Genomic DNA, 21,092 nt, shown 5'->3' with positions numbered 1-21,092 from the left:
CGCTCGAACGTGTCCTCAGGACACTGTCGAGCGCAAACGTTCTCAGCGAGTGTCGGGGTCGGCGGCACTCGGCTGTGCGGAGGCTCCCTGCGCATGGAGCGTGCGCCGCTCGACGGCGGCCATACCGGTTACCACGCTCAGCGGGGGCACGTCCTTCGCGACGACTGTGCCTGCACCGACCACGGAGTCGTGGCCGATCGTGACGCCCGGAGCGATGGTCGCGCCAGCCCCGATCCACACGTTGTCCTCGATGACGATCGGCGCATGCGTGATGTAGTCGAAGCGTTCGTCGGGTTCTACAGGATGACCCGACGTGCTCAGAGTGACGCGCGGACCGATCAGCACACGGTCGCCGATGGTGATCCCACCGAAGTCGAGCAGGAAGCATCCCTGGTTGATGAACACTCGCTCGCCGAACGTCGTGTGCAGTCCGTAGTCGGTGTAGAACGGCGGCAGAATCGACAGCGAGTCGGGGAGCGGTCCACCGAAGATCTCGGTGAGTTTCTCCGCGCGTCCGGCGAGGTCGGTGAACGCGAGTGCGTTCAGGTCGGCACAGAGCGACATCGCCGTCTGAACGCGGGTGGCGAAGGCTTTGGACTCGTCAGTGTGGGTCGGCATTCGCTGTTCGTTACGCACGCTGATGACTGTGCCACCTTTCGAGCCGGCGGCTCTCGACTTCGCGGCCCGCGTTCTGCCTTACAGTGCGAGAGTGGGCGAGCGATGGAACTCAGAGACCGATTACCAGACGTCCGGTGAACCGGTGGACGGCGTGGCCGAGGTTCTCGCCAGGCGTCATCTGACGACGGATGCGGCGCGACCGGCGAAAGTCGACGCCTGGCATGCGAAGGGGCGGCGGACGGCACGCGAGAACATCGCCGACCTCGTCGACGACGGATCGTTCGTCGAGTATGGACGGTTCGTCACGCCTGCACAGGAGGGGGCCCGCGACGTGATGGACCTCGTCCTGGAGGCGCCCGCGGACGGGATAATCGGCGGAACGGCGACCGTGGACGGTCGTCCGTGCGCGGTGTTCTCGTACGACTACCTCGTGATGGCTGGTACCCAGGGCATGCGCGGCCACCGTAAGTCCGATCGCCTCATCGAGATCGCGACCCGGATGAACCTGCCGACGGTGTTCTTCACCGAGGGCGGCGGCGGCCGCCCGGGGGACGTCGACTGGCCGACGGTGTCGGCCCTCGACGTCGGATCGTTCGCGTTGTGGGCCGCCATGACCACTCCACGGATAGCAGTCGTCTCCGGACGGTGCTTCGCAGGCAATGCGGTGCTCGCCGGCTCCGCGGACTTACGGATCGCGACGGTCGACGCGAACCTCGGCATGGCCGGACCGGCGATGATCTCCGGCGGCGGTCTCGGCGAATTCTCCCCGGAAGAGATCGGACCGGTGTCCGACCAGGAACTCAACGGCGTGATCGACGTCGTCGTCGACGACGAGGCCGACGCGGTCGCCGTCGTCACACAGATCCTCGGGTATCTCGACGGTCGCGCAACGGCCGCCGACGTGGACGACGGCAGGCAGGCCTCGCTCCGAGAAGCCTTGCCTGCCAATGATCGTCAAGCGTTCGACGTCTGCCCGGTGGTCGAGACGATCGCCGATGAGGACTCCGTGACCTGGTTGCGTCCCGCGTACGCGCCTGAACTCGTGACAGCACTCGCACGAGTCGGCGGACACGCCGTCGGCGTGCTCGCGAACCAATCGACGCACGAGGCCGGGGCGATCACGACGGATGCCTCCCGAAAAGTCGCTGACTTCCTCGACCTGTGCGAGCGGTGGCGGCTTCCCGTGGTGTCGCTGGTCGACACACCGGGGTTCATGGTGGGCCCCGACGTCGAACGCAGCGGACTCGTCCGGGAGGCCGCACGGATGGTGAACGCCGGCGCCAGGCTGACGACGCCGTTGGTCGGCATCGTCCTACGTCGCGGCTACGGACTCGGCGCGCAGGCGATGCTCGGCGGCAGCACACACCGGCCGCTGATGACGGCAGCGTGGCCGAGCGCGCACCTCGGCCCGATGGGGCTGGAGGGCGCCGTGCGTCTCGGCATGGCCAAGCAACTCGCCGCCATGGCGCCCGACGAGCGGGAGCAGGTCGTCGCACAGGCGACCGCCCAGATGCGCGACCATGCGAAAGCCCTCAACGCGGCACGCTATTTCGAGATCGACGACGTGATCGATCCGGTCGAGACGCGTGCGTTGATCGTCGCCACGATTGCGCGGACGGGTGACTGAACGAGTGCGGAAAACCTGTTGACGAGTCGGGTCTGCGGTAGCACGATCCGGTGGTGATCATCCGAAGAGAATGTCCAGACGACACCCCCGGGATCAGGACGGTGACCGCCGCCGCATTCCGGGATGCGGATTACAGCGCACCGCCCGCTGAGCCGGGCGGTGACCCGGGAGAGGTCGCTCTCATAGACAGTCTGCGTGACGATTCCGGGTGGATGCCGGAACTGTCGTTGGTCGCTGTCGACGGAGAGCTTATTGTCGGCCACGTCGTCGGATCCCGTGCGTGGTTGGGTGACTCGCCTGCGGTCGGCCTCGGTCCGTTGAGTGTCAGTCCCGAAAGGCAGAAGGCCGGGGTCGGCAGCGCGCTGATGCATGCGATTCTGGGTGCGGCGGATGCACTCGGCGAGTCGATCGTCGGACTACTCGGCGAGCCGTCCTATTACGCCCGGTTCGGTTTCGTTCCCGCTGCTTTGCACGATGTAAAGGCGCCCGACATTTCGTGGGGCGAATACTTCCAAGTACGGACTCTGACCACTTACGGCGGCGCAGCGGGGCTGTTCAGCTATGCGGCTCCGTTCGAAGCGGTGTGACGAGCACACCAGGACTGGCCGACTCTGCGCTGGCCAGGTCACCCGCGGAGTCGTATCGTTCGTAGGGTCGGGAAGCGACAGCGGCGTCGTTAACGTTCTGACTGCGCGACACGACAGAATCGAGACGACCCATGACGTCTGCTGGTATTTCACCCACGACAACACCGGATCCACGCCGCTGGAAGGCGTTGGTCTTCATCTGCATCGCCCAGCTGATGGTGGTGCTCGACGGCACCGTCGTGAACATCGCTCTGCCGTATGCGAAGCAAGATCTGAACATCAGCGACTCGAATCAGCAGTGGCTGATCACCGCGTATGCGCTCGCGTTCGGCGGGCTGCTGCTCTTCGGCGGCAGGATCGCGGATCTCTGGGGTCGGCGACGGGCGCTGATGGTCGGACTCGTGGGCTTCGCTTTCGCGTCCGCGTTGGGTGGCGCGGCGGTGAACGAAGCGATGCTGTTCGGAGCGCGTGCCCTCCAAGGAGCGTTCGGGGCATTGCTGGCGCCCGCAGCGTTGTCGTTGCTCACGGTCATGTTCACCTCGCCCAAAGAGCGCGCACGCGCCTTCGGCGTTTTCGGCGCAATCGCCGGTGGCGGTGCGGCGGTCGGCCTGCTTCTCGGCGGTCTGCTGACGCAAGTGCTGGACTGGCGCTGGACCATGTACATCAACGTGGTGTTCGCCGCGATCGCACTTGCCGGCGCGATCTTCGAGATCAAAGAGCCGCCGCGCGACCCCGATCATGTCGTCAAGCTCGACTTCCTCGGAGTCGTCCTGGCGGGCTCGGGTCTCGCACTGGTCGTGTATGGGTTCAGCCGGGCCGCGGAGACGAGTTGGGGAGACACCGGGACGGTCACGAGTCTCGTCGTCTCCGTCGTGCTGTTGGCGTTGTTCGTCGCGTGGCAGACCAGAAGTCGGTATCCGCTTCTGCCACTGCGGGTGGTGGCCGACCGGGCGCGCGGCGGAGCCTATCTCGCCGTCGGGCTGTCGGTGATCGCGATGTTCGGATCGTTCCTGTATCTCACGTTGTACATGCAGACCGTGCACCACTATTCGCCGCTCAGCGCTGGTGTCGCGTTTCTTCCCATGGTGTTCGGAATGCTGATCGGCTCCACCCAGATCGCGGCGCGGCTGATCACCCGCGTTCCACCGCGTTTCCTCCTGGTCCCTGGTGCGTTGCTCGCTGCGTGCGGCATGCTGCTGTTCACTCAGATCTCCGCCGACTCGACGCGGTACTGGAGTGTGATCTTCCCGGCGTTGATCATGCTCGGCATGGGGATGGGCACGGTGTTCATGACGTCGATGAACCTCGCGACGTTCGGCGTCGAGCCGTACGACGCGGGTGTCGCCTCTGCCATGGTGAACACCTCTCAGCAGGTGGGCGGGGCCGTCGGCACCGCGCTGCTGAACACGGTGGCGGCCAATGCTGCTACCTCGTACATCACGAGTCACAAGGATGCGGTGCGCGCTCCGGCCGACGCGGTGCACATGCAGGCGGTGGCGTTGGTCCACGGCGAGAGCATGGGGTTCTATGTCGCCGCGGGGATTCTCGCAGCAGTCGCCCTGATCACCGGTCTGTTGATCAATGTCGGGCGTCCGATCGGTGAGCCCGCCGAAGTCGCGCCTGTAGCGGCGTAGCCGAAAACCGGCGCATAGCAGGAGTACTCGACGTCGCCGAACTACACTGGATGCCGATGCCTGTAAACGTGCCGCACGACCTCCCCGCCCGAGCGATCCTGGAGGCGGAGAAGATCTTCGTCATGTCCGACGAACGTGCGTGGCATCAAGACATCCGCCCGATGCGGATTGCCGTCCTGAACCTAATGCCACTGAAGGTAACCACCGAGACGCAGTTGCTACGGCTGCTCAGCAACACGCCGCTGCAGATCGAGATCACCTTGCTGCACACGGCGAGTCACGTCTCGCAGACCACCTCGGCCGAGCACCTCGAATCGTTCTACTCGACCTTCGACGATGTCGCGGAACAGCACTTCGACGGTCTGATCATCACCGGGGCTCCGATCGAGAAGCTCGACTTCGAGGATGTCGACTACTGGCCGGAGATGGCACGAATCTTGGACTGGACCCGCACCAACGTGCAGTCGACTCTGCACGTGTGCTGGGGTGCGCAAGCCGCGCTTTATCACCACTACGGCGTCGGTAAATACGAAGTGCCGCAGAAGATCTCGGGCGTGTTCACTCATCGTCTCACCGGTGCCGAGTCGCCGATCATCACCGGTTTCGACGAGGAGTTCCTGGCGCCGCACTCGCGGCACACCGATGTTCACGCCTCGGCGATCGCCGCGACCGGGGAGGTCGACGTGCTGGCGGTCAGCGACGAGGCTGGAGTCTTCTTGGCCGGAACTGCAGACGGTCGCCAGATCTTCGTGACGGGCCATCCCGAATACGACGCAGACACGTTGGCGCGCGAGTATCGCCGCGACAGCGAGCAAGGAATGTCGGTTCCGGTCCCGGCCCACTACTTCCCGGACGATGATCCCGCCGCTGTTCCCCTCAACCGCTGGCGCGGCCACGGGCACCTGTTGTACGCCAACTGGCTCAACTACTGCGTCTACCAGGAAGTCCCGTTCGAACTGGACGGGGTCTGACCGTACGGAACTGAACTGCCGGCCTAGCGGCTGCGCGGCCCGTACTTCTCTTCGTAGGTGCGGCGGAGGGGTGCCTCGCGCTCGCGTTTACGTTCGTCGGCGATATCCGGGTCCAGCCCGTGCTGGTCGAGGCGGTGGCGTCGCCAGACGGTGTTCAGTGCGAAGGAAAAGTAGACGAACGGGATGAGGATCGGCAGCGTCATGCTCGCGTGCACGAGGAGCGTGGTCGGGATGAAGAGCATCGGGATCAGAATCAACACGCACAGCGCGGACCAGCGAACGACGGTTCGGCGCACCGCGCCGGGGCCGGCCAAGTCGTTTCGGACCCATGCCCTCATCGAATCCGGGAGACGCTTCCCGTAGCAGTACAGGACGTACTCGATCGCGTTCGGGCGAGTCCGCTCCGGGCTGTCAGTGCTCATTCGTCGTCCTCATTCACGTGGCAGGGGTGCCTACCTGGGCATTTTAGCAAGCGGTGCACAGCGTGCCGCCCGGCACCAGCGTGGCGTCAGCGTCTCGGGGAGTCGTGCGTTGATTCGGCCGAGGCGGACCTGGTCAGTTCGGCGAGGAGGTGATGCACACGGGCAGCGATGTCATCGCGGACCAGGCGCATGCGTTCGATTCCGTCGATGCCACGTTCGGAAGGCTCGTCGGTGTCCCAATTCACGACCCGGACCCCCGATACGTCGACGACGGCTTCGCGTCCCAGCGTGACGACCAGATCGACGCGGTCGAGGACAGCGGGGTCGATGGCCTTGGGGACTTCGCGACTGATGTCGACGCCGACCTCGCACAACGATTCGGCCGACAACGCGTTGACCGCCTGTCCTGGACGGGTTCCGGCGGAGTGCACTTCGACGTCATCCCCGGCGAGTTGGGCCATCAGCCCGGCTGCCATCTGGGACTTGCCGCCGTTCTTCACGCAGACGAAGAGGACGGCGGGACGGCTGTGGCCGGGGGAGTAGGTCATGTCAGGTCGCTTCCTATCGGGGCGGTGATGTTGTGCGAGAAGCGCTTTCGAAGTGCGAGGGACACGTAGACGAGGCCGACGAGCACCGGGACTTCGATGAGGGGACCGACGACTCCGGCGAGTGCCTGACCGGAGGTTGCGCCGTAGGTGCCGATCGCGACGGCGATCGCGAGTTCGAAGTTGTTGCCCGCAGCGGTGAACGCGAGCGTCGTGGTCCGGGCATAACCGAGTCGCATCGCGGCGCCGAGAAGGTATCCGCCGCCCCACATGACGGCGAAGTAGGCGAGCAGGGGCAGTGCGATGCGAGCCACGTCCCACGGCCGCGAGGTGATCTGTTCGCCTTGCAGCGCAAAGAGAACGACGATCGTGAACAGGAGCCCATAGAGGGCCCACGGGCCGATCTTCGGCAGGAACGATGTCTCGTACCAGTCGCGACCCTTGGTGCGCTCGCCGATGCGGCGGGACAGATAGCCGGCGAAGAGTGGGACGCCGAGGAAGATCAGCACGGATTTGGCGATCTGCCAGGGGGAGGCGTCGATCGTCGTCTGCTCCAGTCCTAGCCAACCGGGCAGGACCGACAGGTAGAACCATCCGAGGACGGCGAACATGATCACTTGGAACACGGAGTTGATCGCGACGAGGACGGCGGCGGCTTCGCGGTCCCCGCATGCGAGGTCGTTCCAGATGATGACCATCGCGATGCAACGCGCGAGGCCGACGATGATCAGACCGGTCCGATACTCGGGCAGGTCGGGCAGCAGGAGCCACGCGAGGGCGAACATGAGCGCGGGACCGAGGACCCAGTTGAGGACGAGTGAGCCGACGAGGAGCTTGCGGTCGCCGGTGACGGTGTCGAGACGGTCGTAGCGGACTTTTGCCAGGACCGGGTACATCATGATGAGCAGACCGAGAGCGATGGGCAGCGAGACGCCGTCGACCTGGACCTTCTCGATTGCTGTGTCCACACCGGGGATCACGCGCCCAACGAGCAGTCCGGCGACCATCGCCACGCCGATCCACACCGGCAGGAACCGGTCGAGTGTGGAGAGTCTGGCGACGACCTTGTCGTCTGTGGGTGCACTCATGCGGATTCTTCTCGTCGAGCCGAAACGGGGTCAGTTCGTCGCGGCGGGTGTGCAGCAGGGAGCGTTCGTGGCCGGTGCATCGTCGGACGGGCCGGTCAGAGCAGACGGGGTCTCGCCGAAGGTGTCCGAGTCGGCCAACACGGTGTAGACCTCCCAGCGCTCGCCGTCGGGTGCTTCGACCCAGACCTTGTCCTGGGTGGCGAAACAACATGTGGTGGCGATCTGCTCCTCGGTGAACAGTCCGCCGTCAGTCAGTCGTGCGATTTCGCTGTGCACGGCTTCGCTGGAGTCCACTTCGACGCCGAGGTGGTTGATACTGCCGCCCTGGCCGGGGTTCTCCAGCAGAACCAGTTTCAACGACGGTTCGGTGATCGCGAAATTGGCGTACCCGGGTTTCACTTTGGCCGGGGTCGTGTCGAACAGGCGGCTGTAGAATTCGATGGACGCGTCGAGATCGTCGACGTTGAGAGCGAGTTGCATGCGCGACATGGGGTCTCCGTGAGTTTGATGAATATCGAAATCTGACGTGCTCCGTTCTAATTCATACTTTGATAAATGTCAAAGGTTAGTTACAGTGGTCGCATGCCGAAGACACTGCCTGTGGTCGACATCAGTGCACCGATCTGCTGCGCGCCGTTGGCGGCTGGGTCGATGACGAGTGAGGACGCCGTCGCGCTGGCGTTGCGTCTCAAGGCATTGGCCGATCCCGTTCGCCTCCAATTGATGTCGATGCTGATGGGCGCGAGGCCGGGGGAGGTGGCTGCCAGCGACTTGGCGTGCGCTGTTGGGGTGTCCGGCGGCACCGCATCACACCATTTGAACCAGCTCCGCAATGCGGGACTGGTCGCGTCGGAACGTCGCGGGGTGAATGTCTTCTACCGGGCTGAGCCGGAGAATCTCGAGGCTATGCGAGTAGTTCTCGATACCTGCTGCTGATCACATTTAGGCGTACCGTTGTAGGCCCCTAGCTGTCAGGAAACGACAATGCAGATTCACGCTCGTTCATCCATTGTCCGGACGGCTTCGGTCGCCGTCGTCGTCGGTGCCGTCGTCGCGTTCGGTGCGGTTGGCCAAGCCTCTGCCGACGTCAAACCGGGTACTTACACCTCCACCACGCTGTCGTCGGGTGCTGTGTTGCTGCAGCGCACCGGCCACGTGGAAGGAAACGAACTGGTTCTCATCGGGCGCTACCGTATTCATCCGACGTCCACGGGCGGTTACGTCGACTTCTTCCCTGGCCACCGCGTCTTCATGAACAGGGACGGACACGGCGGATACAGCGGTCCGGCGTACTTCGGCGGGACTCGGATCGGTAGCTTCAAGCTGACACCGCGCCGCTGACGAGCTTCTTCCGGCGCCGCTAACCGAGCAGGGCGTTGAAGACCTCTGAGCTGCTCGGGTGGGTGTAGATCATCGAGCCGAGTGTGGACGCCGGAATCGAGTTGCTCATTGCGACGGCCACGAGATTGATCAGCTCCTGCGAATCGACACAGTAGAGCGTGCACCCGAGGATCCGGTCGGATTCGACGTCGAGAAGGAACTTTGCGATTCCCTGCGGCTCGCCGAGGATCTTCGGCCGCGGCATGATCGGAATGTCGGCGATGTTCTTGACTCGCATGTCGAGGCGATGCCCACGTCCTTCGGTGTCCTCGCGCGCCTGCTCTTCGCTCATTCCTGCCTGCGACAGCGGCGGCGTGAGGAACGTCGTGCTCGGGATCAACCGTCCCGCGGTGGTCCGCGACCCGTCGCCCCAGCGGTCCGACAGGATCACGCGGTGATCGTCGTACGAGACATAGGTGAACTGCGGTCCGCCGGTTACGTCGCCCGCGGCGTACACGCCCTCCGCGCTGGTGCGCAGATGCTCGTCGACCCTCACTGCTCCCCGGTCAGTGGTCGTGATCCCCGCGGCATCGGGGGCGAGACCGTCGGTCGCGGGGCGTCTACCGGTGGCGAGCAGGATATAGTCGGCCTGCAGGTCGCCGCCGGTGTAGGAAACGTCGACACCGTCGTCGTGCGAGGTGAAGCCGGTAACGTCGACGCCGGAAAGGATTGTGACACCGAGCTTCTCGAGGTCGGAGTGCACCGCCTCCGCGACGTCACGGTCGAATCGCTTGAGGAAGACGTCGGAGTGGTCGAGCACGGTGACCGACGTGCCGAACTGCGCGAACATCGTGGCGAACTCGAGGCCGATAGGACCTGCGCCGACGACGGCTAGCCGTTCGGGATGGCCCGGCACGTGCTGGATTCGGGTTGAATCGAGGATGCGCGGCCCGTCGACGCCGGGCAGGTCGGGTCGGACTGGAGTCGATCCGGTGTTGATGACGACGGTGGTCGCGGTGACGGTGAGTTCGTCGGAGCCGCCCGTGACGCGAATGGTGTGCGGCGCGACGAACTCGGCGTCGCCGTCGATGACTGTGACTCCGGCGTCGTCGGCCAGCTTCTTGTTGACCGAGTTGAGCTTGGCGATGAGAGTGTCGCGCCGATTCTGTGCGCTGGACAGGGCCGTCCCGTCGTCGGCTCCGGATGACGCTGCTGCGTGAAGGTGAGCGTCGGTCAGCAGTGTCTTCGTCGGCACGCAGCCAATGTTGATACAGGTACCGCCGTACATATCCCGTGATCGCTCGACCAGGGCGACGCGGTCACCGGCTTTGGCGCGCGTCATGGCGATGGTCTTTCCGGCCTTACCGAATCCGATGACGAGGAGGTCGTATTCGACAGTGCTCATAGTCGCGGACCTTACGCCGCAGGGACGTTCGTCGCTCCGGATCGGATGCCGGGGGAGAAGGACGGGTCACCAGGACGGACGAGAGGCAGACCCAGTCGCCTATCGCACAGATCCGGACGCGCTGCGTGCGGTCGTTCCGGAACCTCTGACCATCGACGACCCGCTCGTGCGGTTCGAGGTGATGAAGATGGGCGAGGTGGACGGATTCGGTCCGTACACCGAGTCGGGTCAGGCGATCGCGGTGGAGCTGGACGGCGAGCACGGTGAGTACCTTCGCGCGATGTACCTCGACAACTTCGCCGCGACCGCCGCGGGGCGCGAGCTCAGCGCATTTCCGAAGGTCGTCGGAACGCCGGGGTTGGCGGTCGACACGGGTGCTCTGGTCGGGACGCTCGACAGGGGAGCGGAACGTGTGGCGACTGCAACGATGCCTTACAAGTGGAAGGGCCTACGTTCATGGTGAAGATCGTGCCCGACGTTTTCACCGTCGAACTCCTCCGCTCGCACTTGGTCCGAACCGAGATCACCGACGTCACGGTGAAAGAGGCGTGGACCGGTCCAGCGAGGCTTCAGCTGCTCGAGCACGTGATGGCGCCCATGGCCGACCTTCCGGTTCTCGAAGTCGTCTCGGCTTCTCACATCGTCACCGACTTGACCTTGGCGCCGGTCCCGCCGGTCTTCGACTACCTCGCCGATGAGAGAGTCGATGCATCCGCGTCGCGCGCCGCCGCAGGCTCCAGGACCCAGTGATGGCGGCTTCAGCTTCGGCAGCGGGTCCTCCGAGCCGTCCGGCCCGACGCCGCACGACGACCCGGGCTCAGCTGATTTCCGCGGCGACCGCTGTGTTCGAAGAGACGGGAACCACCAACGTCAGCGTCGGAGCGATCTGTACTCGTGCAGGCTTCACGCGCGGAGCGTTCTACTCGAACTTCAACACCGTCGATGACCTGTTCTTCGCGCTCTACCAGGATCGCAGTGTCGAGGTCGCTGGCCGCATGGAAGAGGCACTCGCACGGGCGAGCCGCGAAGGCTCGGGGGAGACGTTGGAAGGCAGCGTGAAGGGAGTCCTCGCCGCGCTGCCGGTCGACGAGACGTGGTTCGCGATCCGTGCGATCTTCCTCGGCCGAGCGCATCGCAACGAAAGCGTCGCCGAGCATCTGCGCGAGCATGCCGATCAACTCCGAACGGCGTTGCAGCCCAGCCTGTTGGAGGCGGACTCTCGCGCTGGTCGCGAAGTGACTGTCGGCGAGGAGACGTTCACTCACGCAGTGATTGCCGCGCACGTCGGCACCGCCATCCAGAGAGTCACTTACGAACGGCCAGACGAGATTCGCCACGCCGCAGTTCTCGGGGTGCTGACGGGGCTGACGAGGCCGCGCGGCTGATTGCGCTCGAGGTAGCCATCACGATCGCAAAGCACGGCAAACGTGCCGCTGTGAGCGGGATACCAACGGCGGTCGTTTAGCGGCCGCGTTTGGGCACCAGGGTGACGTCGCACAGCTTGAATCCGACAGCGTTAAACGCCGCGCCGGTATAACTACCATGCGCTGCCCTGGTGAGATCAATATGACCGTTTCCGGGTGATTCAATAACACCGCCCTGCCGCGTCTGACGGATGGTGCTGCTCGTGGCCGGGCCACCTTCCGGCGGGGTGTAAATGAACTGATTGCCATGCACGGTCGCCGTCGTCGAGTTCACCACGCCGAAACAGGTAGCGGTGTAAACGTACGTCCCGCCGTGCACATTCGCCGAGGCTGGTCCGGCTACGGCACCGGCCATGCCAAATGCCGCGATACCACTTACGGCCATACCGCTTACGATTCTCTGAATTCGTTTCATTGCGTCGCCTTTCGTATGGGTGGATCCTTTTCTCTCCCTACGAGGGCTATCGAGCGGTCCGCAGTCGCTGTTAGCCGATGGCGTCATTCGGTCGGACGACAGCGTTTGCAACTGACGGTCGAGGTCCGGACGCGCGTAGTTTTTGTCTGGCGTCCCAGAACTCGTTCGGATATCGAGCGCGGCGAAGTGCCGCTGCCGTCCAGTCTCCGAGTGTCGGGGAATGGTGTCGGTCTCCGTGGCTGTGCGGGGCTAGCGCGCTGTGAAGTCGGCGGCCAGCGAGGCGGCGCGGACGGCGATTCGAACGTCGCGGCCGCGTGGAGGTGTGCGGTGGGCTGCCTGCCGCGTCACCGCACGTTCTCGTCAAGGAAATCGAGTTGGTCGGCCACTACTGTTGAGAACAGCGGGTCGACATACGGATCGAAATGACCACCGGGGTAGAAACGGATCGTGGCATTGCGTATCTTCTCTGCCGCGCGTTGTGCAACTGCGGCTGGAGTCACTGCATCCTCGGACATGATTTGGACCAATGTGGGGCATCCGATCGCTGCCACAGTTCGTCCGGGAGAGTACCGCCAGATTTTCAGCAGTATGCGTGCGGCGACAGTCTCGGGGTAGTCGCCATCGCGTAATCCTGAATCGCGCAACAGCCGATCGCGTCCGGTAATCGCATCCGGTGAGACCATCACTGCACGCGTTCCGGGCAAGCCGACACTGTCGATATAGTGCGGCGGGCGTCGAAGAAGTGCTCGGATGCCGTCGCTGATAGCCGCGGGGCCTACCCGGAGCGCGTGCCGGAGTCCGACTGCACGGACGGCGGCAATGCCGTCAACATGGGGTACTTGCGCGATGACAGCAGCGAATTCGAGGCCGTTGCCCGCGAGTGTGAGTACGTGGCCACCGGCGAAGGACGTGCCCCATCCGACGATCCTCTTCTCGTCGACTCGATCGAGCGTCCGTGTGAAGTCGACGGCACTACGCCAATCGGCGAGCTGTTTCGGTATGTCCAACAGCTGCCGTGGTTCGCCGTCACTGTCCCCGAAGTATCGGTAGTCGAAGACGCACACGATGAAACCTGCCGCTACAAACCGCTCCGCGTACGCGTACAGGCGCATGGCCCGGGGTGTGCCGAATCCGTGCGCCATCACGATTGCGGGGAGCGGTGCTACGTCCGCTGTTGTGGGCCGGAACACTGTTGCTGCGCACCGAACACCGCCGGAGGTGAACGACGTTTCAGAACGCGTGAAATCGGTGTGTCCGTCAGTGGCCATCGGATAATTCCCCTGTTCTGTGGCGGGATGCACGGTGCGACGCGAGGAGAACCTGCGCTCTCTTGAATGGTCCTCAAGAACCGTAGCAGTACCTTGAACGGCGTTCAAGATAGGATTCGGAGCATGCCCAAGAACCGTGGACTTCACAACAGGGAGGCGAAGCGAGCAGGCATCATCAGTGTCGCGCGCGACCTGTTCGTGTCTGAAGGTTTTGAGCGCACGTCCATCACCCGGCTAGCCACAGCCGTCGGCATCACGGCAAACACGTTGTACTGGTATTTCGACGACAAGGACGACATCCTCGTGGCCGTTCTGACGGCCATCGTGGCCGAGGACATGGAGGACTATGCCGCCGTTGCGGATCGTCCGCTCGCCGAGCGGCTCGAATGGCTGGTCGAGCGGCTGAAACGGGTGGGGCCGTTGGTGTCGACCGTGCACGAGCGTGCGACCAAGTCGAAAGTCATCGACGAATGGCACAACGGATTTCACGCATACACCGAAGCGCTCTTCTCTGGCGATATCGCGGCCGCAGGCCTGTCAGGACCGGACGCGGACGCCGTGATCCACATCGGGACGTTCGTCATCGAAGGTCTTCTTACACACACGCTGCCACCTCAAGTATCGCGGGCAGTGATCGAACAACTCGTCGACTCGATGTCCCAAGGGCCCACTCCCGGAGCAATTACAGCGCAATGACTGGGCTACTGCGCCTAGAGGTGACATCTTGACCTGGCTTGCAGTGTGCGAGTGGGTCAAGCGCGGCGATAGTGATTGATTCAGCAGGGATCTACTGGGACTGCCACGCGGTGTGCGCAGAGAGTCGGCGCGCGCGATACGTGCGAGCGTAGGGTCGAGTCAGGACACCGAGTCGGTGGTTGTCGCAAATCCAACAATTGACTTCCAACTCGATACAACTCGCGAGGTCCGTCGATGACATCCGTCGGTACTGGGAAACGGGTTTCACCGACATCGCATTGGTTCAGGTCGGCGGAAGTTCTCAAGGCGCCTTCCTCCCTGACATCGCGCCCATATTGCTCCAGAAGCTGCGAGACGCCTCGTCCGAGGCCGATTGACGACCGCGTCGAAATTCGCTCAACCGAGGAAATGGAGGCACGACATGCCGCAGAAGAATCCTGGTCCATCAGTGAAAGACGATGAGCTGTACGAGCGACTGCGTGACGAAGGCGATTCAAAAGCGAAGTCGGCCAGAATCGCGAACGCGGCGGCCAACCGTGGCCGCTCCGCGGTCGGGGCGGCCGGTGGCCATTCGCATCGTTACGAAGATTGGACGGTCGATGAGTTGAAGTCACGCGCGAACGAACTGGGACTCACCGGCTATTCATCGCTCAACAAGAACGAGCTGGTTGAGAGGCTACGCAATCACTAGAGGTACCTCACAGACAGCGGGAGCTGTCGCTTCTCTGCGTTCCGCGGAACGCGACACCGGACTGAGTCTGGCTCGGCTCGGAATAGTGTAGACGCGCCACGGAGTTGAACTGAAGTACTGCGTGGACTGGCTGCTGCGAGTGCGGTGCCCCGTCCTTCGCAGTGTGTCGAATCCGAATTTTAGGAGCATACAAACGTGTCAAAGATCCTCTTCGTGATGACCGGCGTCGACTACTGGACGCTCGCCGACGGCACCAAGCACCCGACCGGCTTCTGGGCCGAAGAAGCCGTCGGACCGTTCGAGGTCTTTACGGAGGCCGGCTACGAGGTTGTCGTTGCGACCCCGGGCGGTGTGATACCCAGCGTTGACGAGGGCAGTCTCAGCGCAGAAGCCAACGGTGGTGAGAAGAACGCCACGCAGGTCAAGGCCACTCTCGATTCCATCACCGCGTTGCGGCATCCGATTGCTCTCGGAGACGTAGATCTCGACGACTACGTGGCGGTCTTCTATGCTGGCGGGCACGGACCAATGGAGGACCTTGCGGTCGACCACACCTCTGGCGAGCTGCTGGTCGCCGCCCGGGATTCCGGCAAGCCACTCGCGATCGTCTGTCACGGACCGGCCGCGATGCTCGCCGCCACGATCGAGGGCGGGGCCAACGCGTTCTCCGGGTACCGGGTGGCCGCCTTCACCAACGCCGAGGAATCGCAGGCGGGACTTGCAGACAAGGCGGAATGGTTGCTCGAGGACCGACTGACAGAAGCGGGCATTCAGGTCGAGGTCGGTGACCCCTGGGAGTCCAATGTCGTGACTGACCGTGGCCTGGTCACCGGTCAGAACCCGGCGTCGTCCCGGCCGCTGGCTGCCGAGATGGTCTCCCGCCTCGCCTGAACTGAGACCGCTTCACGGTAGTCCGCCCCGTCCACTGGAAATAAGTGGACGGGGCGGACTGTCGGACACACCCGTCGGGGGAGTCTGGCCGGTTGTAGGAGATGCAGTAGGAGTCACGTCGGACTTGGTCATGGTCGTCGGGCAGCAGCAAGGTTGAGATCTGCCTCGGTTCGGTCTGTGCCAGAGGTGATGGTCAATTGAGCGGCGCCGCTCTCCGTCAGCGCGAGGTTCTGTCCGGCCTGCAATTGCACCAGGGCGGCTTGTCCTCCGACAATGATTGATTCATCTGGTGTAGTACGCAGGGGGCTGCTGGACATCCTGCGTATTCGTTTGCTGCGTATCGCGACGGCGTCCAGTCTCTGAAAGCTGGGGAGTGGTGTCGATTCTGGTGGCCACGTGTTCGGCCTGCGCGTCGTGAGGTCCATCGGCGGTCGCTGCCTTTGGGCTATACCTGGACGGTGATGGGAGATCCCGAGGGCAACTTGTTCTGCGTCGGGATCCACAGGAATGATCTGAGCGCTGAGCCATGTGCCACGCCGTTCGGTCTGACGAGCGGCACGATGCCCACGGGCTCCGTCACGTTAGGGGCGCTGATGGGCTCAATCCGCGCCGACGGCCCAGTTCTTATGTGAACGTGGACAGTAACGGAGGCGCTTGTGAGGGGAGTGGGCATCGCTGGCAGCACATCAAGACGTCCTGCCTCCACCGCGGCAGTTAGAGTGGGAGTTATTCATTGGAGTCGCACGTACCCGGACAGTTCGACCATGATCAGGTTGTATTAGGGACGCTTGGATCATTTCTCGGCTGCCTTACCAGGTCCGAGTTTAGCGCAGCGTCCCGCTTGACGGACGGCGGATTGCGAAGGCGTGTTGTATCCGGCGGTTCGCTTCCGGAGCTGATCGAAGAAGTCGTGAATTGTCCTGATGCCGTGAGGATTCTACCAGTTCCCCTTGTGGTTTCCGACCGACGATCGGCAGTGGTTATTTGTTCATTATCTATGAATAACCGGACGAGGCCAGTTTCTATTTTCTCTGTGCTGGTCAGGAAGCCTGAACCTGACCGGCAGTGGGCGATTATTGATATTGGACGACGGGAGTCTTCCGCTCCAATGCGATTGGACGCGAGTATGGGTGACGGTGATTCGTTAGGAGATGATCCATCTGGGCCATCTGAGATGGACGTCGACTGGACTGATCCGGAATTCGTGTTGACTCCAGGACGAAATGGAAATCCAAACTATACGGTCTCCGATGTCATGAAGGAGCTAGCAGGATTTGATAGTGATGGCCGACGGATCGTTGCCAGAGCTGCAAACACTTGGTTATCCGCGTATTTGATTTCTCACGACCCTGATCTCTTGGCCGGACCGGAGGAGTTTCGGTAAATACTAGTTCGGGACCGTCAAATGAGCGACGAGCCCTACGCTGTCGAGTTGCCCCCGCGGCTATCGTCGCGGCGCCGGCGAGTCAATGTGTGTCGACAGTTATCGTTGTGCTCTCGCCGGGACCGTGGTGTAAGGCGAGTCGCGCAATGGGTGGAACTACCGGATGCTTCGCGCCCTCCTCAGAGCGCCTTCGGCCATAATCGCATGCGTGCAACGGGGCATGTAATCGAAGGGAAGTGGTGGTCTCTTCGAGATTCAGCAGTGCCGTGGCGGACCTTCGGACCAGTTCACGGTGTCGGACGTGATCGTCACATCGTCGTTGGCGGAGACTTCGCACGCCTCGATCACGGGGGCGTGCAGCAGTCGGTCGATCGCGTCGGCGGTTCCACCGACGTAGGTCGACACGAGGTCGATGTTCGACGCGACGATCCAGGATCGGTCGCGGGCCCACCAGAGGTTGGGTCGTAGGCCGTGGAAGTGTCTCGTCGCGTCGGCCGCGGTGCCGACCATGATGTGGAAGCGGTGCTGGTCGATGGTCGCCTTGGGAAGGTCGCGGTTCACCCCTTGCAGCGAGCTGTTGCCTTCCCACACGGCGAAGTAACATTCGTCGTCGCCGAGTCGGGCGGCAATCTCCGCAACGACATGGTTTGGAATGAGATTTGTCGACGACGGGCCCTCGTTCCAAAACGCGAGCGGCGACTCCTCGTCAATGTCGGCGATGGCGTCCCACTGCATCCGAGCATGCGCGATCGCTCCGGTGACACGTGCGACATCGGCCCACCGGAAGTACTCGACGGGGACGCCGTGCACGGTGCGGCGGGCCGGGTGCAGCACTCGGGCGTAGCTGTCGAAGCGGTTGGTGACCAGGTGCGCGACTGTGCCGAATCGGGCGGAAGTGATCGCCTCATCGATCCAGGCTGTGGGTGGAAGGGCTACGAGCTGATCAGTGTCGGCCCAGTCGTGTGCAGTGGTCATCGGTGGCTTACTGGGCGGACCCGAGGTGCAGCGGGCATAGGTAATCCGTATCTACGAGTAGCGAACTGTCCAGCTCGGACCGATGCCCGGTTCGTCGCCGGAACCGCCAATCGGTCACAGCACAAGGCTTGTCGCGATGACCGTACCGGTCGTCAGGGCCTTGACCCTCGATCGTGGACACGGTGTTGGTTCAGTTATGCCGCTTCCGCGAGGGTAGCTGACCTCGCGGCTTCGTAGCTGTTCGGGGGCGATGTTGCAGATCGCGGAGTGGCGTCGGCGGGTGTTGTAGCGGTTGGCCCATCGGAACACGGCCCGGTAGGCGGTGGCCTGGTCAGGGAACGTCGCCCGCCCTTCGAGCAGCTCGCGCTTGAGCGCGGCGTTGAAGCTCTCCGCCAGCGAGTTGTCGGCGCTCGTCCCGATCGCGCCCATGGACTGGGTCACCTTCAACTGCTCGCAGAGCGCGGCGTAGGCCTTCGAGGTGTAGACCGAGCCGTGGTCGCTGTGAAACACGGCGCCAGCCAGCGATCCGCGGTCGCGGGCGGCCGCGCGGAGGGCGTTTTCGACGAGGCCCACGCGCATGTGGTCGGCGGCCTGCCAGCCTGCGAGCTTGCGCGAGCCGAGGTCGATGCAGGTCGCGAGGTAGAGGTTCGTGCCGTCGGCGATGGGGAGGTAGGTGATGTCGCCGACATACCGGCGGTTCGGCTCGCCGATGCTGAAGTCCCGCCCGATCAGGTCGGGGAACTTGCGTCCGGACTGGTCCGGGATCGTCGTCTTCACCCGGCGTCGCAGCCGGATCCCCGCGAGCTGATGTTCGCGCATCACCCGCGCGACCCGCTTGTGGTTCACCCGCGCTGAAGGCGTCACGTCGTCGTTCAGGTCGGCCGTGATCCGCGGTGCCCCGTAGGCGCGGTCACCACCCTGGGCGGGGTCCTGCAGCACCCGGATCCGCGCCGCCAACGCAGCGTCCTCTGCAGCCTTCGCCGCCCGTCCGGGAGCCGCAGCGAGCCAGGCGTAGAACGACGATCTCGCGATCTCGATGACCTCACACAACCGCTTCACGCCGTAGGCGTCCTTGTGGTCCTCGACGAACTGGAAGCGGTTCACCAGTTCGTCTCCCCGGCGAAATACTTCGCCGCCTGACGGAGGATGTCCCGCTCGGTCTCGAGCTTGCGCTTCTCCGCCTTCGACTGGTCCAGTTCGGCTTCCAGCCGGACGATCCGCGCGGCCTGCGATTCCACCGGCCCCGACACGAGCGGCGACGTCTTGCCGGGCGTTGCCGTCCCGGAGCCGTGCTTTTCGACCCACTCCCTCAGCGCACCCCGGGAGATCCCCAAATCCGCTGCGATGCCCTTGAACGTCGCACCCGGTGTCGACTCATACAGATCCACCGCCCGCAGCCGGAACTCGTCCGTGTAGTTCTTCCTCGCCATCCCTTAGATTCTCGCTTCCCCAGCGTCGTGCTGGAATCAGCGTGTCCAAGATCAGGGGTCAAGCGCCTCAGGGCGGGGACGACAGACGGTGTGATCTGTACTTTTCGCATGATGATCATCCAAGCATTGGAATCAGCGACAACGGTAGCGAATCCGAGCATTCGGTGCCGCGCGAAGGAAAGCCAACTGCTCTGATGACCGGCAGCGACGTCAACTAGCTCTGAGTATATTCGTTGGCTGGCGTAGGGATCCTGGAGTATTGCGGTGCCCAAGCTACCGCCGCACCACGAACAGCATCACGGCCGCAGACTCTAAGTCGACGGCCGTGATCGGTGTTCGTAACGAATCCCTACCCTGTGGGAGTCGTTAGGGTTCTCGCGGGTCCAAATCCCCAAATGATGCGCCGATCACCCCACTGGTTGGAATGTCAGCCGGGTCCCCCGATATCCACGCCCGTGGAACTAGGAGATCGACCAGTTCAACTTCTGACTTGTGACCCCACCAAATACCGAATACAACCTTGTCCATCGCACAGGGACCTTCAACCTGGTATCGATCTGCAGTTCCGCTGTACCCTGATCGAAATGATCAATCAATTTGACGACTACACCGCCATCGATACGGGCCGCGTCAACCATTCTCCACTTGTCGTCTGGTCTTCCCCAGATATCGAGTGCACTCTTTACCGGATTCTCCTGCGCCACGACGACGGCGACATCCGATGCTGGTCGCGGTCCGGTGTCGACATGACCGCGGACTTCCCGGAACTGCGCGAACTCGGCGCCGTGCTCCGCGGATTCGACGTCGTCCTGGACGGCGAGATGGTCGCGTTCGACGCAGCAGGTCGCACCGGTCGAAGCATCCGGATCGAAATAGGCCATTCTAGTTCGGCGGGAATATAGTCCACGGTCTTCCCGTTATCTATATGCTCTTGCCCGAATGCTGCCGAATACCGGCGCTCAACCCCCACCGAATCGAGAGACTTCTCCAACCAGTTCCCGGATCTGTTATTCGAAACGAATTTCGCCCTACTCACCTTCTTCGCGGGACCGCTCGTCTCTCCCTTTCCCCAAGACTTCATTAGAACCGTACCGGAAACCCTCGGACAGTCTTCCGCAGCCTCAAGCAGATCGATCGCTTGCTTCAAGACCTCCTTGTTGTCATCATTCTTCATCATCAATCTCCAAACTCTCCATGCCGCCCTTAGGTTCGCGCTATGTGAATGTGCACTGACCGGAACCGGATGCGGGGCAGTCGAAGTCTGGTACTCTCATATCTGGATGCATTTCCACAGTGTACCCAACCGCTGGACATGACAGGAAGTGCAAGGTTGTTTAATCGTTGGTCAGATGGAACTTCCTTCGCTTTGCGAAGGGTAGTATTCTTCAGTTTGAAGCCATCCCACATCGAATGGACGCATTTCAATACTCTCAGGCTCTCCGACATAAGGGTCGGATCCGAATGATACAGTCTCGCGCTGGTTCCATTTGAACTCGATCCCCATGACAAACGCCTCCCAACCGACACGATTAGCTATTGTTGGCCATGAAGTGGTGACGGCCGACAGGCAACAGCCACTGTTCCCTGGCCGGGCGAGCAGGGAACGATCTGCCTCTTTCACGTCTACGTGCACCATGTGGCAGGGCCAGCGTGCATCGATCTTCGTGGCGTCGCCGCCGGTTGACCCGCTTTTGGGGCGCA

General features: G+C 63.1%; 20 protein-coding genes and 3 pseudogenes. 12 read left to right on the top strand and 11 right to left on the bottom strand.

Annotated elements, in window-relative coordinates; all coding sequences use genetic code 11:
- Window positions 1–42: 42 nt before the first annotated feature.
- Window positions 43–618, bottom strand: a complete 576-nt coding sequence (locus L5G32_RS19430; RefSeq protein WP_308192065.1) for a sugar O-acetyltransferase — start codon at window positions 616–618, stop codon at window positions 43–45.
- A gap of 91 nt (window positions 619–709) precedes the next feature.
- Between L5G32_RS19430 and L5G32_RS18610 the strand changes: the two genes are divergently transcribed.
- From L5G32_RS18610 to metA, 4 genes are all read left to right on the top strand, one after another.
- Complete coding sequence (locus L5G32_RS18610; RefSeq protein WP_372491726.1) at window positions 710–2,245, top strand: acyl-CoA carboxylase subunit beta; 1,536 nt, start codon at window positions 710–712, stop codon at window positions 2,243–2,245.
- Window positions 2,246–2,346: 101 nt separating this feature from the next.
- Entirely contained in the window at window positions 2,347–2,832 is a 486-nt protein-coding gene (locus tag L5G32_RS18605; RefSeq protein WP_237012571.1) for a GNAT family N-acetyltransferase, read from the top strand.
- A 131-nt stretch (window positions 2,833–2,963) separates the two neighbouring features.
- Window positions 2,964–4,466: an MFS transporter gene (locus L5G32_RS18600; RefSeq protein ID WP_237012570.1), complete on the top strand. Its 1,503-nt coding sequence runs from the start codon at window positions 2,964–2,966 to the stop codon at window positions 4,464–4,466.
- Between the two features lie 56 nt (window positions 4,467–4,522).
- Entirely contained in the window at window positions 4,523–5,437 is a 915-nt protein-coding gene (metA, locus tag L5G32_RS18595) for a homoserine O-acetyltransferase MetA (RefSeq protein ID WP_237012569.1), read from the top strand.
- A 23-nt stretch (window positions 5,438–5,460) separates the two neighbouring features.
- Here metA and L5G32_RS18590 read toward each other — a convergent pair whose 3' ends face one another.
- The 4 genes from L5G32_RS18590 to L5G32_RS18575 form a co-directional block, all read right to left on the bottom strand.
- Window positions 5,461–5,859: a DUF5313 domain-containing protein gene (locus tag L5G32_RS18590; protein ID WP_237012568.1), complete on the bottom strand. Its 399-nt coding sequence runs from the start codon at window positions 5,857–5,859 to the stop codon at window positions 5,461–5,463.
- Between the two features lie 86 nt (window positions 5,860–5,945).
- Complete coding sequence (locus L5G32_RS18585; protein WP_237012567.1) at window positions 5,946–6,407, bottom strand: arsenate-mycothiol transferase ArsC; 462 nt, start codon at window positions 6,405–6,407, stop codon at window positions 5,946–5,948.
- A complete protein-coding gene (gene arsB, locus L5G32_RS18580) occupies window positions 6,404–7,492 on the bottom strand; it encodes an ACR3 family arsenite efflux transporter (RefSeq protein WP_237012566.1) in 1,089 nt (362 codons plus the stop codon). The genes L5G32_RS18585 and arsB overlap by 4 nt, the downstream gene beginning before the upstream one ends.
- Before the next feature lie 30 nt (window positions 7,493–7,522).
- Window positions 7,523–7,981, bottom strand: a complete 459-nt coding sequence (locus L5G32_RS18575; protein WP_237012565.1) for an ArsI/CadI family heavy metal resistance metalloenzyme — start codon at window positions 7,979–7,981, stop codon at window positions 7,523–7,525.
- Window positions 7,982–8,074: 93 nt separating this feature from the next.
- Here L5G32_RS18575 and L5G32_RS18570 point away from each other — a divergent pair, with 93 nt between their 5' ends.
- Both L5G32_RS18570 and L5G32_RS18565 read left to right on the top strand, forming a co-directional pair.
- Window positions 8,075–8,428, top strand: coding sequence for an Rv2640c family ArsR-like transcriptional regulator (locus L5G32_RS18570; RefSeq protein WP_237012564.1), 354 nt, complete (start codon window positions 8,075–8,077; stop codon window positions 8,426–8,428).
- 48 nt (window positions 8,429–8,476) lie between these two features.
- Entirely contained in the window at window positions 8,477–8,833 is a 357-nt protein-coding gene (locus L5G32_RS18565; RefSeq protein ID WP_237012563.1) for a hypothetical protein, read from the top strand.
- A 19-nt stretch (window positions 8,834–8,852) separates the two neighbouring features.
- Here the strand turns inward: L5G32_RS18565 and L5G32_RS18560 are convergent, their stop codons facing one another.
- Window positions 8,853–10,217 (bottom strand): dihydrolipoyl dehydrogenase family protein, encoded by a 1,365-nt coding sequence (locus L5G32_RS18560; RefSeq protein ID WP_237012562.1) that lies wholly within the window; start codon window positions 10,215–10,217, stop codon window positions 8,853–8,855.
- On the opposite strand from L5G32_RS18560, the pseudogene L5G32_RS18555 reads away from it, so the two are divergent.
- A pseudogene (locus L5G32_RS18555) lies at window positions 10,153–10,967 on the top strand (acetoacetate decarboxylase). The gene L5G32_RS18560 and the pseudogene L5G32_RS18555 overlap by 65 nt on opposite strands.
- Entirely contained in the window at window positions 10,967–11,602 is a 636-nt protein-coding gene (locus tag L5G32_RS18550; protein WP_237012561.1) for a TetR/AcrR family transcriptional regulator, read from the top strand. Before L5G32_RS18555 ends, L5G32_RS18550 begins: the two are co-directional and overlap by 1 nt.
- Window positions 11,603–11,678: 76 nt before the next feature.
- Here the strand turns inward: L5G32_RS18550 and L5G32_RS18545 are convergent, their stop codons facing one another.
- Together L5G32_RS18545 and L5G32_RS18540 are read right to left on the bottom strand one after the other, a co-directional pair.
- Window positions 11,679–12,056, bottom strand: coding sequence for a hypothetical protein (locus L5G32_RS18545; protein WP_237012560.1), 378 nt, complete (start codon window positions 12,054–12,056; stop codon window positions 11,679–11,681).
- 344 nt (window positions 12,057–12,400) lie between these two features.
- Window positions 12,401–13,324, bottom strand: a complete 924-nt coding sequence (locus L5G32_RS18540) for an alpha/beta hydrolase (protein ID WP_237012559.1) — start codon at window positions 13,322–13,324, stop codon at window positions 12,401–12,403.
- Between the two features lie 123 nt (window positions 13,325–13,447).
- Here L5G32_RS18540 and L5G32_RS18535 point away from each other — a divergent pair, with 123 nt between their 5' ends.
- The 4 genes and pseudogenes from L5G32_RS18535 (at window position 13,448) to L5G32_RS18525 (ending at window position 15,602) form a co-directional block, all read left to right on the top strand.
- The gene (locus tag L5G32_RS18535) at window positions 13,448–14,020 is read left to right on the top strand and encodes a TetR/AcrR family transcriptional regulator (protein WP_237012558.1); all 573 of its coding nucleotides are present in this window, start codon (window positions 13,448–13,450) and stop codon (window positions 14,018–14,020) included.
- Window positions 14,021–14,250: 230 nt separating this feature from the next.
- Window positions 14,251–14,397 (top strand): annotated as a pseudogene (locus tag L5G32_RS19520) (LLM class F420-dependent oxidoreductase); the annotation flags it as partial.
- 44 nt (window positions 14,398–14,441) lie between these two features.
- A complete protein-coding gene (locus L5G32_RS18530; RefSeq protein ID WP_237012557.1) occupies window positions 14,442–14,711 on the top strand; it encodes an SAP domain-containing protein in 270 nt (89 codons plus the stop codon).
- Window positions 14,712–14,927: 216 nt separating this feature from the next.
- Window positions 14,928–15,602: a type 1 glutamine amidotransferase domain-containing protein gene (locus L5G32_RS18525; RefSeq protein WP_237012556.1), complete on the top strand. Its 675-nt coding sequence runs from the start codon at window positions 14,928–14,930 to the stop codon at window positions 15,600–15,602.
- A gap of 1,639 nt (window positions 15,603–17,241) precedes the next feature.
- Here L5G32_RS18525 and L5G32_RS18520 read toward each other — a convergent pair.
- From L5G32_RS18520 to L5G32_RS18510, 3 genes and pseudogenes are all read right to left on the bottom strand, one after another.
- Window positions 17,242–17,961: a hypothetical protein gene (locus L5G32_RS18520; RefSeq protein ID WP_237012555.1), complete on the bottom strand. Its 720-nt coding sequence runs from the start codon at window positions 17,959–17,961 to the stop codon at window positions 17,242–17,244.
- A 194-nt stretch (window positions 17,962–18,155) separates the two neighbouring features.
- A pseudogene (locus tag L5G32_RS18515) lies at window positions 18,156–19,391 on the bottom strand (IS3 family transposase).
- Between the two features lie 461 nt (window positions 19,392–19,852).
- Complete coding sequence (locus L5G32_RS18510) at window positions 19,853–20,272, bottom strand: hypothetical protein (protein ID WP_237012554.1); 420 nt, start codon at window positions 20,270–20,272, stop codon at window positions 19,853–19,855.
- Window positions 20,273–21,092 lie beyond the last annotated feature (820 nt).

Source organism: Gordonia zhenghanii, assembly GCF_021738965.1.
Taxonomy (GTDB): domain Bacteria; phylum Actinomycetota; class Actinomycetes; order Mycobacteriales; family Mycobacteriaceae; genus Gordonia; species Gordonia zhenghanii.
The sequence above is the reverse complement of the archived record's forward strand: the minus strand, read 5'-3'. Positions and strand labels throughout refer to the sequence as shown.

What these genes read in the sequence shown, in the direction of transcription:
- L5G32_RS19430 (WP_308192065.1), bottom strand. Translation starts at nt 618, where the DNA reads ATGCCGACCCACACTGACGAGTCCAAAGCCTTCGCCACCCGCGTTCAG.
- L5G32_RS18600 (WP_237012570.1), top strand. Translation starts at nt 2,964, where the DNA reads ATGACGTCTGCTGGTATTTCACCCACGACAACACCGGATCCACGCCGC.
- metA (WP_237012569.1), top strand. Translation starts at nt 4,523, where the DNA reads ATGCCTGTAAACGTGCCGCACGACCTCCCCGCCCGAGCGATCCTGGAG.
- L5G32_RS18590 (WP_237012568.1), bottom strand. Translation starts at nt 5,859, where the DNA reads ATGAGCACTGACAGCCCGGAGCGGACTCGCCCGAACGCGATCGAGTAC.
- L5G32_RS18585 (WP_237012567.1), bottom strand. Translation starts at nt 6,407, where the DNA reads ATGACCTACTCCCCCGGCCACAGCCGTCCCGCCGTCCTCTTCGTCTGC.
- arsB (WP_237012566.1), bottom strand. Translation starts at nt 7,492, where the DNA reads ATGAGTGCACCCACAGACGACAAGGTCGTCGCCAGACTCTCCACACTC.
- L5G32_RS18575 (WP_237012565.1), bottom strand. Translation starts at nt 7,981, where the DNA reads ATGTCGCGCATGCAACTCGCTCTCAACGTCGACGATCTCGACGCGTCC.
- L5G32_RS18570 (WP_237012564.1), top strand. Translation starts at nt 8,075, where the DNA reads ATGCCGAAGACACTGCCTGTGGTCGACATCAGTGCACCGATCTGCTGC.
- L5G32_RS18565 (WP_237012563.1), top strand. Translation starts at nt 8,477, where the DNA reads ATGCAGATTCACGCTCGTTCATCCATTGTCCGGACGGCTTCGGTCGCC.
- L5G32_RS18560 (WP_237012562.1), bottom strand. Translation starts at nt 10,217, where the DNA reads ATGAGCACTGTCGAATACGACCTCCTCGTCATCGGATTCGGTAAGGCC.
- L5G32_RS18550 (WP_237012561.1), top strand. Translation starts at nt 10,967, where the DNA reads ATGGCGGCTTCAGCTTCGGCAGCGGGTCCTCCGAGCCGTCCGGCCCGA.
- L5G32_RS18545 (WP_237012560.1), bottom strand. Translation starts at nt 12,056, where the DNA reads ATGAAACGAATTCAGAGAATCGTAAGCGGTATGGCCGTAAGTGGTATC.
- L5G32_RS18540 (WP_237012559.1), bottom strand. Translation starts at nt 13,324, where the DNA reads ATGGCCACTGACGGACACACCGATTTCACGCGTTCTGAAACGTCGTTC.
- L5G32_RS18535 (WP_237012558.1), top strand. Translation starts at nt 13,448, where the DNA reads ATGCCCAAGAACCGTGGACTTCACAACAGGGAGGCGAAGCGAGCAGGC.
- L5G32_RS18530 (WP_237012557.1), top strand. Translation starts at nt 14,442, where the DNA reads ATGCCGCAGAAGAATCCTGGTCCATCAGTGAAAGACGATGAGCTGTAC.
- L5G32_RS18525 (WP_237012556.1), top strand. Translation starts at nt 14,928, where the DNA reads ATGACCGGCGTCGACTACTGGACGCTCGCCGACGGCACCAAGCACCCG.
- L5G32_RS18520 (WP_237012555.1), bottom strand. Translation starts at nt 17,961, where the DNA reads ATGACCACTGCACACGACTGGGCCGACACTGATCAGCTCGTAGCCCTT.
- L5G32_RS18510 (WP_237012554.1), bottom strand. Translation starts at nt 20,272, where the DNA reads ATGGCCTATTTCGATCCGGATGCTTCGACCGGTGCGACCTGCTGCGTC.